Genomic DNA, 16573 nt, shown 5'->3' with positions numbered 1-16573 from the left:
TGGGCAGGCGTTCCGCATGGCGAGGGGGCACCTCCCAGCGGTAGCTGGGGGAGGGTGGGCACAACCCACCCACCGGCCCGCACCCGCGCAACGAAACCCCAAGGGGCAACCGGGTAGGCGCCCCGCCGACAGGGGGAGTTGCGCGGGACCGGTCGCCCCGTGAAGCGGGGACCGGAGGTCCCGCGCCAGGGGGTGGGGGCGGGCGCCAGCCGATCCGGAACCGGGCGGTGGGCCACCGGCGGGACGGGGACGGGGTGGGGTGTCCCCGCAGGTCGAGAAAGTCACCGGCCGAAAGCCGACAACGAAACCTTCACGCCGAGGAGACACCCCACCCCGGCACCGGACACCCAAGAACACGCGCCCACAACCACGGTCGAAACCCGGAATCACGCGGCGCCAGCCGCGACGCACCGTCACCACACGCCGCGCCGAAGCCACCGGCCAGGCAGCCGAACACGGCGCCAAGCCACACCCGCAGCGCCCCGTGCTGCGGCACAAAAATCAGCGCGGGACCCTACAGTGCCCACCACACCGGCCGACCGTCCCGCGCAACACCCCCGACGAACGGGGCAACCCACCGTTTCCTTCCGCACCCCGTGAAGGGGCACAACCCGGTGAAGGGGATACCCTTCGGCCGCATGAGTGAGCGGACGCTGGACCTGGACGAATTCTCCGACCTCATCGAGCGCCCCCACGGAGGGCTGCGCCGTGACGCCGAGGAACGACGCTCACGGACAGGGCTCCCGGCCCACGCGCTGGGCCGCCTCGACGACCTCGGCGAGTGGCTGACGGCCGCGCAGGGCCAACTGCCCGTCGCGCCGGTGCGCACCCCCCGCCTGGTGGTCTTCGCGGGCGACCACGGCATCGCGGAGTCGGACGTCTCCACGCTGCCCGCGGGCAGCGCCCACACCCTGGTGCGCGAGGCCCTGGACGGGACCTCACCTGCCGCCGTCCTCGCGAACCGGTTCGACGTCCCGCTCCGCGTCGTCGACATGTCGCTCGACTGCGACGAGGACACGTTCCCCGAGGAGATCTCCCGGCACCGGGTGCGCCGTTCGTCGGGGCGGCTCGACGTCGAGGACACGCTGTCCCCGGAGGAGGCGGAGCGCGCGTTCCGCGCCGGGATGGCCGTGGCCGACGAGGAGGCCGACGCGGGCACCGATCTGGTGGTGCTGGGGGACCTGTCGGTCGGCGGGACGACGGCGGCGGGAACCCTGATCGCCGCGCTCTGCGGAACCGACGCCTCCGTGGTCACGGGCCGTGGCGGCGGCGACATCGACGATCTGGCCTGGATGCGCAAGTGCGCGGCCGTACGCGACGGGCTGCGCCGCGCCAGGCCCGTGCTGGGCGACCAGCTCCAGTTGCTCGCCGCCGTCGGCGGCGCCGATCTGACCGCGATCACCGGGTTCCTGCTCCAGTGCGCCGTGCGCCGCACGCCCGTGATCCTCGACGGTGTGGTGTCGGCGGCCTGCGCCCTGGTCGCGCAGCGCGTCGCCTTCCGCGCGCCCGACTGGTGGGTCGCCGGGCATGTCAGCGGCGAGCCCGCGCAGGCGAAGGCGCTGGACCGGATGGCGCTGGAGGCGCTGGTGGACCAGGGTGTGGCGGTCGGCGGGGGCGCGGGCGCGCTGCTGGCGCTGCCGCTCGTGCAGGCGGCGGCCCAGCTCGGCGCCGAGCTGCCGGTGCGCGAGGAGGAGGAACCGCGCGCCGCGGAAAACGGCGCGCTCGACGCAACCTGACCGGCCTTTCCGTCATCTCTCCGTGCGGGACCCGGGAGCGGAGTGGGGAACGCGAGCGATCGCAGCTCCCGCTCCCGGGTCGTACGGGGGTCCCGTACGGAGGGCAGAGCCGTACGGGAGCCCTCGTACGGTGCCCGGTAGCCTGACCGGCCCATGGACGACACAGACGGCACCCCCACAGCGACCGCCTCCCTCCCGGAGGGAATCCGCTTCGCGCTGGGGACGCTCACCGTGCTGCCCGTGCGCGTCACCCGCTGGGACCGCGAGGCCGCGCGCCGGGGCATGGTGTGCGCCCCGCTCGCCGGGCTGGCCGTCGGGCTGCCGGCCGCCTTCGTGGGCACCGTGTTCCTCCTGCTGGGGGCCGGGCCGCTGCTCGCGGCCGTCGTCTCGGTCGCTGTGCCCGCCGTGCTGACGCGGGGCCTGCACCTGGACGGGCTGGCCGACGTGGCCGACGGGCTCGGCAGCGGCAGGCCCGCCGAGGACGCGCTGCGGATCATGAAGCAGTCGGACATCGGCCCGTTCGGGGTGATCGCCCTGGTGCTGGTGCTGCTGGGGCAGGTCGCTGTGGTGAGCGAGCTGTACGCGTCGGAGGGCTGGGCGCACGGCGCGCTGGCCGTGACCGTCGCCGCCGTCACGGCGCGCACCTCGCTGACCCTCGCCTCGCGCGCCGGTGTCCCCGCCGCGCGCCCTGAGGGGCTGGGCGCGGCCGTCGCGCAGACCGTGCCGGTCCGCACCGGTTACGTGACCGCGCTCGTCGTCGTGCTGCTGGCCGCGGGGGCTGGAGGGCTGGTGTCGCGGTACGCGGTGGTGCCGTACGCCGCCGCCGTCGTGCTCGGGCTGGTGGCGGGCGAGCTGCTGCTGCGGCACTGCCGCCGCCGCTTCGGCGGGGTGACGGGTGACGTCTTCGGCGCGCTGGCCGAGACGGCCGCCACCGGCACGCTCGTGTTTCTCGCGCTGGGCTGAGGGCACCCAGGCTCGGTGCGCCTCCGAGCGGTCGGAGGCACCGTCAGCGGGGGCACGCGCCGTCTGCCACCCGCGCCGTGTACGCACCCGGACCTGGGCGTCCGACGCGCGGCGGTGTCCGAACGGGCTCCGTAAAGCGCGTGGTCGGGCGGAGGTGGAGGACGTAGGGTCTCCGAACACCCGGGCCGACACGGGCATACGATGCCCGAAGTGCCCGAAGCCGTGCACCCGATCCGGCTTCTCCTACGGAAGAAGGTCTCTCCCACCGTGTCTGCTCTGTCTCTCAGCACTTCGTCCGCCGTGACGCTGCGCGCGGATGCCGTCGTCGTCGGCGTCGCCAAGGGCAGCCCCGACAGCAAGAGCCCCCTCGTCGTCGCCCCCGGAGCCGAGGCCGTGGACAAGGCGTTCGGCGGCAAGCTCGCCGCGACGCTGGACGCGCTCGGCGCGAGCGGCGGCGAGGGCGAGGTCACCAAGCTGCCCTCGCCCGACGGCGGCGTGAAGGCGCCGGTGGTGCTGGCGGTGGGGCTGGGCGAGGCTCCCGGCAAGGACGAGTCCTACGAGCCCGAGACGCTGCGCCGCGCGGCGGGCGCAGCGGCGCGCGCGCTGGCCGGGGTCAAGAAGGGCGCCTTCGCGCTGCCCTTCGAGGACGCCGACGCCGTGGCGGCCGTCGCCGAGGGCGCGGCCCTGGGCGCGTACGCCTTCACCGCCTACCGGAGCCGGAACGCGGACGCGAACGGCGACGGCGGTGGCGGCAGCGGCAAGAAGAAGGGCAAGGACAAGGACAAGAGCGCCCCGCTCGCCGAGATCACCCTCGTCGGCGCCAAGCCCCGTGACAAGGAGCACAAGGCCGCCGTCGAGCGGGCCCAGGTCCTGGCCGAGGAGGTCAACCGCGCCCGTGACCTCGTCAACACCCCCTCCAACGACCTGAACCCGGCCACCTTCGCCGCCCAGGTCCAGGCCGCGGCCAAGGAGCACGGCCTGAAGGTCGAGGTGCTGGACGAGAAGGCGCTGGCCAAGGGCGGCTACGGCGGCATCCTCGGCGTCGGCCAGGGCTCGGTGAACCCGCCCAGGCTCGTGCGTCTCAGCTACACACACGCCAAGGCGAAGAAGTCCCTGGCCCTCGTCGGCAAGGGCATCACCTACGACTCGGGCGGCATCTCGCTGAAGCCCGCCGGCCACAACGAGACGATGAAGTGCGACATGGGCGGCGCGGCTGCCGTCTTCTCGGCCGTCGTCTCGGCGGCGCGGCTCGGCCTGCGGGTCAACGTCACCGGCTGGCTGGCGCTGGCCGAGAACATGCCGTCGGGCTCGGCCACCCGGCCCGGCGACGTGCTGAACATGTACAGCGGCAAGACCGTCGAGGTGCTGAACACGGACGCCGAGGGCCGCCTGGTCCTGGCGGACGCGCTGACCCGCGCCTGCGAGGAGTCCCCCGACGCCATCGTGGACGTGGCCACGCTGACCGGCGCCATGATGGTGGCGCTGGGCTCCCGCACGTTCGGCGTCATGAGCAACGACGAGGCGTTCCGTACGGCCGTGCACGAGCTGGCCGAGGAGGCGGGCGAGCCGTCCTGGCCGATGCCCCTGCCCACCCACCTGCGCAAGGGCATGGACTCGCCCGTCGCCGACATCGCCAACATCGGTGAGCGCATGGGCGGCGGTCTGGTCGCGGGGCTCTTCCTCAAGGAATTCGTGACGGAGGACACCTCCTGGGCCCACCTGGACATCGCGGGCCCGGCCTTCAACGAGGCGTCGCCCTTCGGCTACACCCCCAAGGGCGGCACGGGCACGGCGGTGCGCACGCTGGTGCGGCTGGCCGAGCACACCGCTTCGGGCGAGCTGGGCTGACCAGCGCCTGACCGCTCGGACCCCGCCTGACCTGGCCTGATCCGGTCTCATCCGGCCTGATCGGATCCGGCCTGGACTGTTGCGCCCGGCGCCCGGGGCCGTGAAGCCCCGGGCGCTGGGCCGCTCCACAGGCGCGTACGCGCGTGCCTACGCGCGTACCCCCGGTGCGCTCGCGGGGGCGCTTCACGCGCGCCGATCGCTACCGGCGAACGTGCTCGTACCGGCCGGTACAGCAGCCCCGCGTCCCGTTGTCCGCCGACAAGTGCGAAGATGGATCCTCGGCAGGACAGGGCCCCCGCAGCGGCTTCACCACAAGCCGAGTCCAGGGCCGAAGCAAGACAGCGGCCGAACATACAGCCGCCCGGTCAGAGGAGACCGGCTCCGGCGTACCCATGCATGGAGGACGTGACGTGGCGAACGACGCCAGCACCGTTTTCGACCTAGTGATCCTCGGAGGCGGAAGCGGCGGTTACGCCGCTGCCCTGCGCGGGGCCCAGCTTGGCCTCGATGTCGCCCTGATCGAGAAGAACAAGCTGGGCGGTACCTGCCTGCACAACGGGTGCATCCCCACCAAGGCGCTGCTGCACGCCGGTGAGCTGGCCGACCAGGCGCGCGAAGGCGCCGAGTTCGGCGTGAAGACCACCTTCGAGGGCATCGACATCGCCGGGGTCCACAAGTACAAGGACGGCGTCGTCGCCGGCCTGTACAAGGGTCTCCAGGGCCTCGTCGCCTCCCGCAAGGTGACGTACGTGGAGGGCGAGGGCCGCCTGTCGTCCCCGACGTCCGTCGACGTGAACGGCCAGCGCTACGAGGGCCGCCACATCCTGCTGGCGACCGGCTCCGTGCCGAAGTCGCTGCCGGGCCTGGAGATCGACGGCAACCGCATCATCTCCTCGGACCACGCGCTGGTCCTGGACCGCGTACCGGAGTCCGCGATCATCCTGGGCGGCGGCGTCATCGGCGTCGAGTTCGCCTCGGCCTGGAAGTCCTTCGGGACCGACGTCACCATCGTCGAGGGCCTGCCCCACCTGGTGCCCGCCGAGGACGAGAACAGCTCCAAGCTGCTGGAGCGCGCCTTCCGCAAGCGCGGCATCAACTTCTCGCTCGGCTCCTTCTTCGAGAAGGCCGAGTACACGGACAACGGCGTCAAGGTCTCCCTCGCCAACGGCAAGGAGTACGAGGCCGAGGTCCTGCTCGTCGCCATCGGCCGCGGCCCGGTCTCGCAGGGCCTGGGCTACGAGGAGGCCGGGGTCGCCATGGACCGCGGTTTCGTCCTGGCCGACGAGTACTGCCGCACGAACGTGCCGACCATCTCGGCCGTCGGCGACCTCATCCCCACCCTCCAGCTCGCGCACGTCGGCTTCGCCGAGGGCATCCTGGTGGCGGAGCGGCTGGCCGGTCTCAACCCGGTCCCGGTCGACTACGACGGTGTGCCCCGGGTGACGTACTGCCACCCGGAGGTCGCCTCCGTCGGCATCACCGAGCAGAAGGCCAAGGAGGTCTACGGCGCCGACAAGGTCGTCACCCTCAAGTACAACCTCGCCGGGAACGGCAGGAGCAAGATCCTCAAGACCACGGGCGAGATCAAGCTCGTCCAGGTCCGCGATGGTGCCGTGGTCGGCGTCCACATGGTCGGTGACCGCATGGGTGAACAGGTGGGCGAAGCCCAGCTCATCTACAACTGGGAGGCGCTGCCCGCCGAGGTCGCGCAGCTCGTCCACGCCCACCCGACGCAGAACGAGGCGCTTGGCGAGGCCCACCTGGCCCTGGCAGGCAAGCCGCTGCACTCGCACGACTGACGCACGTCCGGGCGAGCGCACCGACCACTTTTCGCACTTTCCCCGGGCCCCGGCTCCGCCGGGCGGGGAGAAACCATCGTAAGGAGCAACAGAAACCATGGCGGTTTCCGTATCCCTTCCGGCGCTCGGCGAGAGCGTCACCGAGGGCACCGTCACCCGCTGGCTGAAGGCCGAGGGTGAGCACGTCGAGGCCGACGAGCCGCTGCTGGAGGTCTCGACCGACAAGGTCGACACCGAGATCCCGGCCCCCGCTTCCGGCACCCTGGCCTCCATCAAGGTCGCCGAGGACGAGACGGTCGAGGTCGGCGCCGAGCTGGCCGTCATCGACGACGGCTCGGGCGCCCCGGCGGCCGCTCCGGCCGCCGAGCCCGCGCAGTCCGAGCCTGAGCCCGCTCCGGCCCAGGCCGAGGCCCCGGCCCAGGCCCCCGCGCAGCCGGAGCCCGCGCAGGCCGCGGCGCCCGCCGCCGGTTCGGCCGAGGGCACCGAGGTCGTCCTCCCGGCGCTCGGCGAGAGCGTCACCGAGGGCACCGTCACCCGCTGGCTGAAGCAGGTCGGCGAGGAGGTGGCCGAGGACGAGCCGCTGCTGGAGGTCTCGACGGACAAGGTCGACACCGAGATCCCAGCCCCGGCCGCCGGCACCCTGCTGGAGATCCTGGTCGGCGAGGACGAGACCGCCGAGGTCGGCGCCAAGCTGGCCGTCATCGGTGCCGCGGGTGCAGCGCCGGCCGCCGCCGCGGCTCCGGCCGAGGCCCCGGCTCCCGCGCAGGCCCAGGCTCCCGCTCCGAAGCAGCCCGAGCCCGCGCAGGCGCCCGCTCCGGCCCAGGCGCAGCCGCAGGCCCAGGCCCCCGCCGCTCCGGCGGCTCCGGCGGCTCCGGCGGCTCCGGCGCAGCAGGCTCCGGCCCCGCAGGCGCCCGCAGCTCCGGCCCCGGCCGGTGGCGGCGAGGCCGACGGCGCGTACGTGACCCCGCTGGTGCGCAAGCTGGCGGCCGAGCACGGCGTGGACCTGTCCTCGGTCAAGGGCACCGGCGTCGGTGGCCGCATCCGCAAGCAGGACGTCGTCGCCGCGGCCGAGGCCGCCAAGGCGCAGGCCCCCGCCGCTCCGGCGGCCGCCTCGTCGGCCCCGAAGTCGCCGAAGCTGGAGCCTTCGCCGCTGCGTGGCCAGACCGTCAAGATGCCGCGGATCCGCAAGGTGATCGCGGAGAACATGATGAAGGCGCTGCACAACCAGGCGCAGCTCTCCTCCGTGGTCGAGGTGGACGTCACCAGGATCATGAAGCTGCGCGCCCGCGCGAAGGAGTCCTTCCAGGCACGTGAGGGCGTCAAGCTCTCGCCGATGCCGTTCTTCGTGCAGGCCGCCGCCGAGGCGCTGAAGGCCCACCCGGCCGTCAACGCCCGGCTGAACGACGACGGCACGATCACCTACCACGACGTCGAGAACATCGGCATCGCGGTGGACTCGGAGAAGGGCCTGATGGTCCCGGTCATCAAGGAGGCCGGGAACCTCAACCTGGCGGGCATCGCCCGCAAGACCTCCGAGCTGGCCAAGAAGGTCCGCGAGGGCGGGCTCGGCCCGGACGACATGTCCGGCGGCACGTTCACGATCAGCAACACCGGCTCGCGCGGTGCGCTGTTCGACACGATCATCGTGAACTACCCGCAGGTCGCCGAGCTGGGCATCGGTGCCACCGTCCGCCGCCCCGTGGTCATCGACCACCCGGAGCTGGGCGAGACCATCGCCATCCGCGACATGGTCTACCTGACCCTCTCCTACGACCACCAGCTGGTCGACGGCGCGGACGCGGCCCGCTACCTCTCCGACGTCAAGGCCCGCCTTGAGGCCGGCGAGTTCGAGGGCGAGCTGGGTCTGTAAGGGCCCGAAGAAGTACCAGCGCGGCAGCAGCACGCCATGCGAGACGGCGCCCCCGTCCGGAGTTCTCCGGGCGGGGGCGCCGTCGTGTGCGCGGAGTGCGTGTACGGGTGCGTAAAAGGGCCCGGGGTCAGCAGGTGGGGCGGTACGGGACGCCCGGCAGTGCCGCCTCCCAGCGCTCCCGGGAGAGGCCGCCATCGGCGCGGGCGCAGACGCGGGCGACGGCGTGCGCCGCGTCGGCAGGGTAGCGGCGTACGGGCGTGTGGCGGCCCACCGCGCGCACCGCGCTCCCGTCGGCGCTGAACGCCACGGCGAGCAGCGGGTCGCGGCCCGTGGGCAGGGCCGTGCCCAGTGGCTGGTGGGAGGCCATGTCCCACAGCCGCAGCGTGCCCCGCGTACCGGCCACGGCCAGGGTGCGCCCGTCGGGCGAGAAGGCGAGCGCGGCGACGGGCTCGGACGAGCCGCCGCCCGGCTCCCTGGACGTCCCCGCGAGAAGGCCGAGACTGCGGCGTCCGCCGCCGTCCCAGAGGGTGACCCGGCCCGAGTCGTCCCCCGCTGCCAGGCGGCTGCCGTCAGCGCTGAAGACGACCGCGTTGGTCTCGTCCTGGGTGAGGGCGCGCCGCACGACCCTGCCGCTGCCCGGCTCGACGAGCTGACCGTGGTTGGTGACGACGAGATCGCGGCGCGGGTGCACGGCCAGGGACTCGCCGCCCGCGCCGCGCAGCACCTTCGTCCTCTTGTGCCGTCGCGGGTCCCAGACCTCGATCTCCTCGCCCTCCGGTATGCGCGAGGCCAGCAGGGACGTGCCGCCGGGGCCGCCGAAGGCCAGGCCGTTGAGGTCGTTGCCGAGCGCTGCACGGGCGCCGCGCGGTGAGAGGTCGAGCCGGGCGCGGGTGCGTCCGCGCTCGGTGTCCCACAGCGCGACGCGGTCCCTGAGCGCGCCGTCGCCCGCCCAGGCGCTGGTGCCGTAGGCGAGGGTGCGGCTGTCGGGGCTGAAGGCCATCACGGGGGTGCAGGCGGGCTCGTCCGCCTCGTCGGCCTCGTTCGCCTCGTTCGCCTCGTTCGCGGGGTCGTCCTCTCCCCCGGTGTCCTCCGCGTCCACTTCCGTCTCGTCCCCTGGGCCGTCGCCGGAGCGGCAGGGCTTGTGGGGCGGCTGCGGAGCGAGCGGCGCGCCCCGTGCGTCCAGCAACTGGAACCGCGCCTTCCCGGAGGCGATGCGCGCGGTGGCGAGGGTGCGCCCGTCGGGGCTGAAAGCGGCGGACTCCAGTGCCGCGCCGTGGCGGGGTGTGCGGTGGACGCCGCCGAGGGAGAGGGTGCGCACGACGCGGCCCGAGAGCCCGCTCAGATAGCGGATGACGCCGTGCTCGGTGTCCACGCGTACGCCGCTGACGTGCTCGCTGACCAGCGGATAGCGCAGCACGGGGCGCGACTGCCCGGCCTGGGGCTCGGCCCGGCGCCGGTCGCCGGGGCCGTCTGGCTGGTCAGGCGCGTCGGGCCCGTCGAGGCGCCAGGCCAGGATCTCCTGCGAGTCGGTGGCCACGAGCAGCCGTCCGTCGCGGCTCAGGGACATGCCGGTGAGGTCGCGGTGGCCGATCCGGAGCCGTTCGCGGCCCGTACGGGCGTCGCGGACGCTGATGCCGGAGGCGTCCAGCGAGACGAGGGAGCGGTCGTCGGGGGTGAAGGCCAGGTCGTCGGCTTCGCAGGCGGCGCGGGCCGCGTCGCTCGGCCAGTCGTCGGCGGGCGGCGCGCTCCCGCCGCCCGGGACGGGGCCCTTGGAGCCCTCGCCCACGCGCCACAGCTCCAGGCGCCCGCCCTCGGGGCACAGGGCCAGCTTCCGGTCGTCGTGGCTGACGGCACCGAGTGCCGAGCGGTCGCCCCGCAGCCGGCGTTCGAAGGTCCGCTTCCGGTGCCGTACGTCCCACAGTTGGACGTGGTGCGCCTCGCGCGGCCCGAGGAGGCCGTCGTCGACGCGCAGGAGCCGTCCGCTGGGGCTGAACCCGGCGGGCCTGCCCTCCGCGCCGTGGAAGCGTTCCGTCCGCGCGCCCGGTGCGGTGCGGCGCAGCGACACGCGGCCCCGGTCGTCCGCCCACGCGATCCGCCGCCCGTCCGGGCTGAGGGCTGCCTGGAGCGCTCCGCCGACGGGCCCGAGGCCGGGCCGGGAGGCCCGTGCGCGGTGTGCCGGCACGTCCCAGCGGGTCAGTTCGCGGGGGCCAGCGCTGACCAGGGTCCGGCCGTCGGCGCTCAGCAGCCGCTGCGAGCCCGCGCCGTCCGCGCCGTCCGCTGTGCTGCCCGACGGCAGGGTGAACGCGTCCTCCTCGGGCTGGGACAGGGCGCCGAGCAGCGCCGATCTGGTCTCGGGCGTATCGGCGAGGCGCCAGGCGGCGACGCTGAGCCGCATGGCCTGTACGGGGTCGGACATGCGCATGCTGTCCGCGACGCCCGCGATCCTGCGCGCCTCGGCCTCGACGTGCCGCCGGTCGCTGGTGCGGCTCTGCTGCCAGGCCACGGCCCCGGCGACGAGCGCGAGCACGACCAGCGTGGACAGTACGGCGAAGGCGCCGCGCCGCCGACGCCGCTCGCGGGCGTGGGTGCGGCGGCTGGCGTCGAGGAAGTCCCGCTCCAGCGGCGTCAGTCCGGGGTCGCGGCCGGTTCCCCTCGCGTCGGCGGCGTGACCGGGGGCGGCCGGGGCCGACGGGCTCGACGGGACCGACGGGACCGACGGAGCCGGTGGCCTCGACGGGCTCGACGGCGTGGCGGGGAACAGTTCCTCGGCCGTGGCCAGGCGCGTGCCCCGGTAGAGGGCGCCCGCGTCGCGGTCCAGCTCCGCCCAGCTCTGCGCAGCCTCGGTCAGGCGGCGGTGCGCGCGCAGCCGCTCCCTGTCCTCCTCGATCCAGCCGCGCAGCCGGGGCCAGGCCGTGATCAGCGCCTCGTGGGACAGCTCGACGGTCTCGTCGCCGAGGGTGAGGAGGCGGGCCTGGGCGAGCCGGTCGAGCACGGGGCCCGTGTCGTCGGACGTGGCGGACGCGATGTCGTCGGCGTCGGCCGTGCGGAGTTCGGCACGCGGTACGGGGCGGCGGGTGTCCTGGGAGCCCTCGCCGGGCGCGATCAGGCGCAGCAGGATGCGTCGGGCGGCGTCGGCCTGCCCCGGCGACAGCGTCGACCAGATCCGTTCCGCTGTCTGGGCGATGGCGCCGTGCAGCCCGCCCGCCGCCTCGTACGCCTCCAGCGTCAGCGTGCGGCCCCGCCGTCTGCGCCAGGTCTCCAGCAGGACGTGCGACATCAGCGGCAGCCCGCCCGGCTCCCCCTCGACGTCCCGCAACACGCGCGCGGTGAGCGCCCGTTCGACGATCAGCCCCTCGGCCGCCGCCGGTCTGACCACGGCCTCCCTCAGCTCGCGGCCGCTCATCGGGCCGACGAGCAGCCCGGCCTCGCTGAGCGCGTCGGCGAGGGCGCGGTGCTCGGCGCAGCGGCCGTAGAAGTCGGCGCGTACGGCGATCACGACGCGCAGCCGGCTGGCCGGTTCACGCGCCGCGAGGAGCATGCGCAGGAAGCGGGCGCGTTCGGCCTGGTCGCGGCAGAGGGTGAAGACCTCCTCGAACTGGTCGACCAGCACCCAGGTCTCGCCACCCTGGCTCCCGTCTCCCCCTTCGGAGCCTCCGGCCGGGGTGAGCGCCGCCGCGTGGGTGCGGGCCGGGTGCTCACCGGGGGTGAGGATGCGCAGCGCGGCGGGGCGCGGCACCGGGGCGTGCCCGTCGGCCCCGTCGGCCCGTTCGGGCGCGTCGGAGCCTCGCAGCGCCGGTATCAGACCGGCCCGCAGGAGGGAGGACTTGCCGCTGCCCGAGGGCCCGAAGACGGCGGCGAAGCGGTGCTCCGTGACCAGGTCGAGGAGGTCGGCCGTGAGCTGGGAGCGCCCGTGGAACCGCTTCTCGTCGCCGGGCTCGAAGCGGGCGAGGCCGCGGTAGGGCGGCTCCGCGCCCGCGCCGTCCTCCGGCACCGCTGCCGCCGCCTCGGCCGCCTCCGCAGCGGCCTCGCGCCAGCACAGCTCCCACGTCTCCGGCTCGCCGCCGCACGCCCGCGCGTAGGCGAGGGTGACGGCCAGGGAGGGGAGGCGTTCGCCCGCTGCGGCCTGGGAGAGGGTCGTGACGGAGTAGTCGGCGCGCGCTGCCAGTTGGCGGTAGGTCGGCCCGCCCGCCTCCTCGCGGAGCTTGCGCAGCTCGTAAGCGAAGCGCTGTACGGGACCCGCCGACGGATCGACAGGAACCTCTCTGCGGCCCAACTCCCCGTTCCCTCCCCCTCGCCCCGTCGCGCTGTGTTCCGCTTCCCCGCCGGGCGTTCCCAACCGGGTCCCCCGACCGGTTTCCTCGCCCGTATACCGGTCCGTAGCGTACGTTCTCCGGCCCGTACACCCGCCAGGGGTCAACTGTGCGGTTTCCGGGCGCTTTCACGCTAAGGGATTGTTCGGCCTGGTGGAACGGGGGTGCCGAACAACCGCACGCCCCTCTGGAATGGGCTCGACAGAGCTCGACAGAACATCGGCTTCCCGCCTCACGCGGCGGGACTTCATGGGGGCGCGCATGCGCGAAGTGGGGGACTCGGACGGCACCGGGCGTACGGAGGAGAGGGCGGCCGACCACCGCTCGGCCGTACGCCGACTGGTCTGGGGCACGGCGGTGGGCGTCGCGGCGACCGCCGCGATGATCGCGGTGACGCTGCCGCTGAACGCGGTGGGCAACGACAGCACGGAGCTGGCAAGCCGGCCGGGCGCCTCGTCCGGCACCGGCGCCGGTACGGGCACGGGCACCGGCACCGGCACCGGCTCGGGAGCGCCCGCGAAGATCGAGGCGGCGCCCGAGCAGGGCGAGCGCGGCTAGGGACGCGAGCCGCTGACGCGCGCCGAGGCGGCCGAGGCGGAACGGGTCGCCCTCGCGGGCGACCGGGGGCTGCGCACGGCCAGCGAGGACGTGTCGGGCGACAAGGGCAGCCCCGAGCATCTGAGCACCGATCTGGCGGACTCCGCCGACGGTCCTGGCCGACGCGCGGAGGTCTACTTCTACGATTACGGCGACGACACCCTCGTCCACAAGACCGTCCTGCTCGGCGAAGGCGGGAACGGGGACGGAAACGGCGGGGGCGACGCCCGGAGCAAGGTCGAGGACTCCGAGGTGTCGCGCGGCGCGCAGCCGCCGCCCGCCTGGCGCGAGGCGCGCGAGGCGGCCACAGTGCTGCTGGGCGACCCGCTCGGCGCCGGTCTGAAGCGGGACTACGAGAAGGCCATGGGCAAGAAGCTCACCGGCGCGGGACAGCTCTCCGTGCAGGGCCTGACGTACGTGCCGCGCGGCACTCCCGAGGGCCCGCTCGCGCGGTGCGGCGACGAGCGCTGCGTGCGGCTGTTCACGCGGGTCGCCGACGGGCCGTGGATCGACACCCAGCGGCTCGTCGTCAACCTCAGCGCCCGCACGGTGCACCGGCTCCCGTAGCGGCGCGCGGCAGCCGTACGCGTACGGACACGTCCGCACGCAGCGCACCGCCCCACCGCCGCACCCGAGCCCGAGCCCGAGCCCGACCGAGCGTCGGGCAGACCAGAGAACCGGAGAACACTCCATGCGCGGATCCATCCGGCGCCTGGCCCTCACCACGGCCCCGGCGCTCCTCGTACTGACGGCACTGCCCACCCTGTCCGCCTCGGCGGCCTCCCCCGCCACGCCCGCCGCACCGGCCGCCGCCGCTGCCCAGCCCGACTGCGGCTCCGGGTCCGCGATCGAGAAGAAGCTGCGGGGCGGCGGTACCTGGCGCATGTGCTGGCACACCACGGGCACCTCAGGACTGGTGCTGGAGGACGTCTCCTTCCAGCCCAAGAGGGAGGCCGGGCCGATACAGATACTCCGCAGCGCGCGGCTGGCCCAGATCCACGTCCCGTACGACAACGCGGCGGCCGAGTACAACGACGTCACCGACATCCGGCTCGGCGACTCCCCCGAGCCGCTGCGCCCCAAGGACTGCCCCGGCGGCGTGCTCAAGAAGATCCCCCGGGTCGACCCGATGGACGGCGAGACCAAGATGATCGACGGCCTGTGCGTCACGACCCAGGAGCGCGGTTTCGCCTTCCACGGCAACAGCCAGGACGTCGGCGAGGCCCGCAACAAGAAGGACGCGGAACAGGGCCAGGACCTGGTCGTCTACACCGTCAACTCGGCCGGTTACTACCACTACATCAACCAGTGGAACTTCTCCGACGACGGCACCCTCACCCCGCGCGCCGGGGCGACGGGCAACCTCTCGCCCTCCGACTTCGACGCCGCCGACGGCAAGGGCTGGCCCATCGGCAAGGGCAGCAAGGCGCACGCCACCAGCCACCACCACAACATCTTCTGGCGGCTGGACTTCCACCCCGACGGCGCTCCGGCCGGGCGCGTGGAGCAGTACGACACCAAGCGCACGGGCAGCGGCGGAGGCCCCGACAACACGCCCACGTACAAGACCACCCGCACGACCGTCACCAAGGAGCTGGCAGGCAACACGGGGACGGCCAGCGCCCGTTGGTGGCGCGTCGTCAGCGCCAAGGGCAAGAACGCGGACGGGCACCCGCGCTCCTGGGAGCTGGTGCACCAGAACAGCCACAAGTACACGGCGCGGCCCTTCACCAAGTACGACGTGTACTTCACGCGCTACAAGAAGGGCGAGCAGTACGCGAGCGACAACGCCCGCTTCGGGAACGGCCGCAAGGCGGACGTCAGCCGGTTCGTGGACGGCGAGACGCTGAAACACCCCATCGCCTGGGTGAACGTCGGCTTCCACCACATCGCGCGCGACGAGGACCAGACGCCGATGCCCGTCCACTGGCAGGGCTTTCAGATCGCCCCGCGCGACGTGACGTCCATGAGCCCGCTCACACCGGACCGGCTGCACAAGTCCCGCTTCAACGGCGTCCCCGACTTCGGCTGACCACCACGGACCCGCACGTCAGCCGCACGTCGCGGGCCCGCCACCACAGACCGCCACCCCCCGCAGCGACGCCCCCGCCCACCACCCCCGGGCGGGGGCGTCGCCATGTCCACGGCCGTATTGTCTAGGGCACCACACCTCCCGCCCCCGAGGAGCGCGCATGACCCCGCCCGTCGTCCACTCGCTGCGCGAGCAGATCCGCGAGCACATCGTGGAGGGGATCGTCAGCGGCCGGTGGAAGCCGGGAGAGCGGATTGTCGAGCGGCGGATCGCGGTGGAGCTGGAGGTCAGCCAGACGCCCGTACGGGAAGCGCTGCGCGAGCTGGAAGCGCTGCGGCTGATCGAGTCGGCGCCGAACAAGGGCGTGCGGGTGCGGCAGATCTCGGCCGCCGACCTGGAGGAGATCTATCCCGTACGGGCCGGTCTGGAGCAGATCGCGGCGGAGCTGGCCGCGCCCCGGCTCGCGGCGGACGTCTCGGCGCTCCGGCCGCACGTCGCCGCGCTGTACGAGGCCGACCGCGAAGGCGACGGCGAGGCCCAGGTGCGGCACACCGTCGCCTTCCACCGCGAAATGGTCCGCGCCTCGGGCAACAGCGTGCTGCTGCACACCTGGGAGGGGCTCGGGATCGAGGTGTGGACCGCGCTGTCCATCCGGTGGCTGGGGACGGTGCAGCAGTCCTACGCGGAGGAGCACGAGGCGGTGATGGCCGCGTTCGAACGCCGCGATCCGGACATCGCCCCCCTGGTCAAGTCCCACGTCCTAGGCTGCGCCCCGGCCCCACTCTGACCCCTGCCGGGGCCCTGTCCGGGGTGCGCTCCGTGGGTGCCCCTTTGGGGTTTCGCTGCGCGGCTGCGGTTCGGTGGCACGGGTTGTGCCCACCCTCCCCCAGCTACCGCTGGGAGGTGCCCCCTCGCCAGCGGGACGATTGCCCACAACAGTTTTGGCGCCGTCGCCCGGCGGGGCGCCCCTGGGTGCGCCTTGGGGTTTCGTCGCCGGGTGCGGGCCGGTGGCTACGGCGCGGCCTATGGACCGGTACGACGCGGCTTGCGCCGCGTGATTCTTGGCTTGCGTCGTGGATGTGGGCGCGTGGGTGCGGGGTGTCCGGTGCCGCGCCGGGGTGTCTCCTCGGCGTGAAGCTTTCGTTTTCGGCTTTCCGCCGTCGTTCGTCTCGACCTGCGGGGACACCCCACCGCGTCCCCGTCCCGCCGGTGGCCCGCTTCCACTCCGGGCCGGCCGGGCCTCACCCCAGCGCGGGACCTACGGTCCCCACTCCACGGGCCAACCGTCCCGCGCAACACCCCCTTGGCAGGGGGCGCCTACCCGAGTGCCCCTTTGGGGTTTCGTTCGCGTGCTGCGGGCCGGTGGCACGGGTTGTGCCCACCCTCCCCCAGCTACCGCTGGGAGGTGCCCCCTCGCC

10 protein-coding genes are annotated in these 16573 nt (G+C 73.9%); 9 read left to right on the top strand and 1 reads right to left on the bottom strand.

Annotated features, from left to right (window positions below; genetic code table 11):
- The first annotated feature begins 638 nt into the window (after nt 1–638).
- The 5 genes from ACYVOO_RS18675 (at nt 639) to sucB (ending at nt 8216) form a co-directional block, all read left to right on the top strand.
- Nucleotides 639–1736, top strand: coding sequence for a nicotinate-nucleotide--dimethylbenzimidazole phosphoribosyltransferase (locus ACYVOO_RS18675; protein WP_461016767.1), 1098 nt, complete (start codon nt 639–641; stop codon nt 1734–1736).
- 153 nt (nt 1737–1889) lie between these two features.
- Nucleotides 1890–2699 carry an adenosylcobinamide-GDP ribazoletransferase gene (gene cobS, locus ACYVOO_RS18670; protein ID WP_461016766.1) on the top strand — a complete coding sequence of 270 codons (810 nt, stop codon included), beginning with the start codon at nt 1890–1892 and terminating at the stop codon, nt 2697–2699.
- A 267-nt stretch (nt 2700–2966) separates the two neighbouring features.
- Entirely contained in the window at nt 2967–4547 is a 1581-nt protein-coding gene (locus ACYVOO_RS18665; RefSeq protein ID WP_461016765.1) for a leucyl aminopeptidase, read from the top strand.
- A 410-nt stretch (nt 4548–4957) separates the two neighbouring features.
- Entirely contained in the window at nt 4958–6346 is a 1389-nt protein-coding gene (lpdA, locus tag ACYVOO_RS18660) for a dihydrolipoyl dehydrogenase (protein ID WP_453346435.1), read from the top strand.
- Nucleotides 6347–6443: 97 nt separating this feature from the next.
- The gene (gene sucB / locus ACYVOO_RS18655) at nt 6444–8216 is read left to right on the top strand and encodes a 2-oxoglutarate dehydrogenase, E2 component, dihydrolipoamide succinyltransferase (RefSeq protein WP_461016764.1); all 1773 of its coding nucleotides are present in this window, start codon (nt 6444–6446) and stop codon (nt 8214–8216) included.
- A gap of 127 nt (nt 8217–8343) precedes the next feature.
- Here sucB and ACYVOO_RS18650 read toward each other — a convergent pair whose 3' ends face one another.
- Nucleotides 8344–12489 carry an nSTAND1 domain-containing NTPase gene (locus ACYVOO_RS18650; protein WP_461016763.1) on the bottom strand — a complete coding sequence of 1382 codons (4146 nt, stop codon included), beginning with the start codon at nt 12487–12489 and terminating at the stop codon, nt 8344–8346.
- Between the two features lie 298 nt (nt 12490–12787).
- On the opposite strand from ACYVOO_RS18650, the gene ACYVOO_RS18645 reads away from it, so the two are divergent.
- The 4 genes from ACYVOO_RS18645 (at nt 12788) to ACYVOO_RS18630 (ending at nt 15942) form a co-directional block, all read left to right on the top strand.
- Nucleotides 12788–13084 carry a hypothetical protein gene (locus ACYVOO_RS18645; protein WP_461016762.1) on the top strand — a complete coding sequence of 99 codons (297 nt, stop codon included), beginning with the start codon at nt 12788–12790 and terminating at the stop codon, nt 13082–13084.
- Between the two features lie 90 nt (nt 13085–13174).
- Nucleotides 13175–13690, top strand: a complete 516-nt coding sequence (locus ACYVOO_RS18640) for a hypothetical protein (RefSeq protein ID WP_461016761.1) — start codon at nt 13175–13177, stop codon at nt 13688–13690.
- A 124-nt stretch (nt 13691–13814) separates the two neighbouring features.
- The gene (locus ACYVOO_RS18635; RefSeq protein ID WP_461016760.1) at nt 13815–15155 is read left to right on the top strand and encodes a copper amine oxidase; all 1341 of its coding nucleotides are present in this window, start codon (nt 13815–13817) and stop codon (nt 15153–15155) included.
- Between the two features lie 160 nt (nt 15156–15315).
- Nucleotides 15316–15942 (top strand): GntR family transcriptional regulator, encoded by a 627-nt coding sequence (locus ACYVOO_RS18630; protein ID WP_461016759.1) that lies wholly within the window; start codon nt 15316–15318, stop codon nt 15940–15942.
- The last annotated feature ends 631 nt before the right edge of the window (nt 15943–16573 follow it).

It is taken from the genome of Streptomyces daliensis (assembly GCF_054782395.1).
The sequence above is the reverse complement of the archived record's forward strand: the minus strand, read 5'-3'. Positions and strand labels throughout refer to the sequence as shown.

Excerpts from the sequence above, each read along its gene's own strand:
- ACYVOO_RS18675 (WP_461016767.1), top strand. The coding sequence starts at position 639 with ATGAGTGAGCGGACGCTGGACCTGGACGAATTCTCCGACCTCATCGAG.
- ACYVOO_RS18635 (WP_461016760.1), top strand. The coding sequence starts at position 13,815 with ATGCGCGGATCCATCCGGCGCCTGGCCCTCACCACGGCCCCGGCGCTC.
- cobS (WP_461016766.1), top strand. The coding sequence starts at position 1,890 with ATGGACGACACAGACGGCACCCCCACAGCGACCGCCTCCCTCCCGGAG.
- sucB (WP_461016764.1), top strand. The coding sequence starts at position 6,444 with ATGGCGGTTTCCGTATCCCTTCCGGCGCTCGGCGAGAGCGTCACCGAG.
- ACYVOO_RS18645 (WP_461016762.1), top strand. The coding sequence starts at position 12,788 with ATGCGCGAAGTGGGGGACTCGGACGGCACCGGGCGTACGGAGGAGAGG.
- ACYVOO_RS18630 (WP_461016759.1), top strand. The coding sequence starts at position 15,316 with ATGACCCCGCCCGTCGTCCACTCGCTGCGCGAGCAGATCCGCGAGCAC.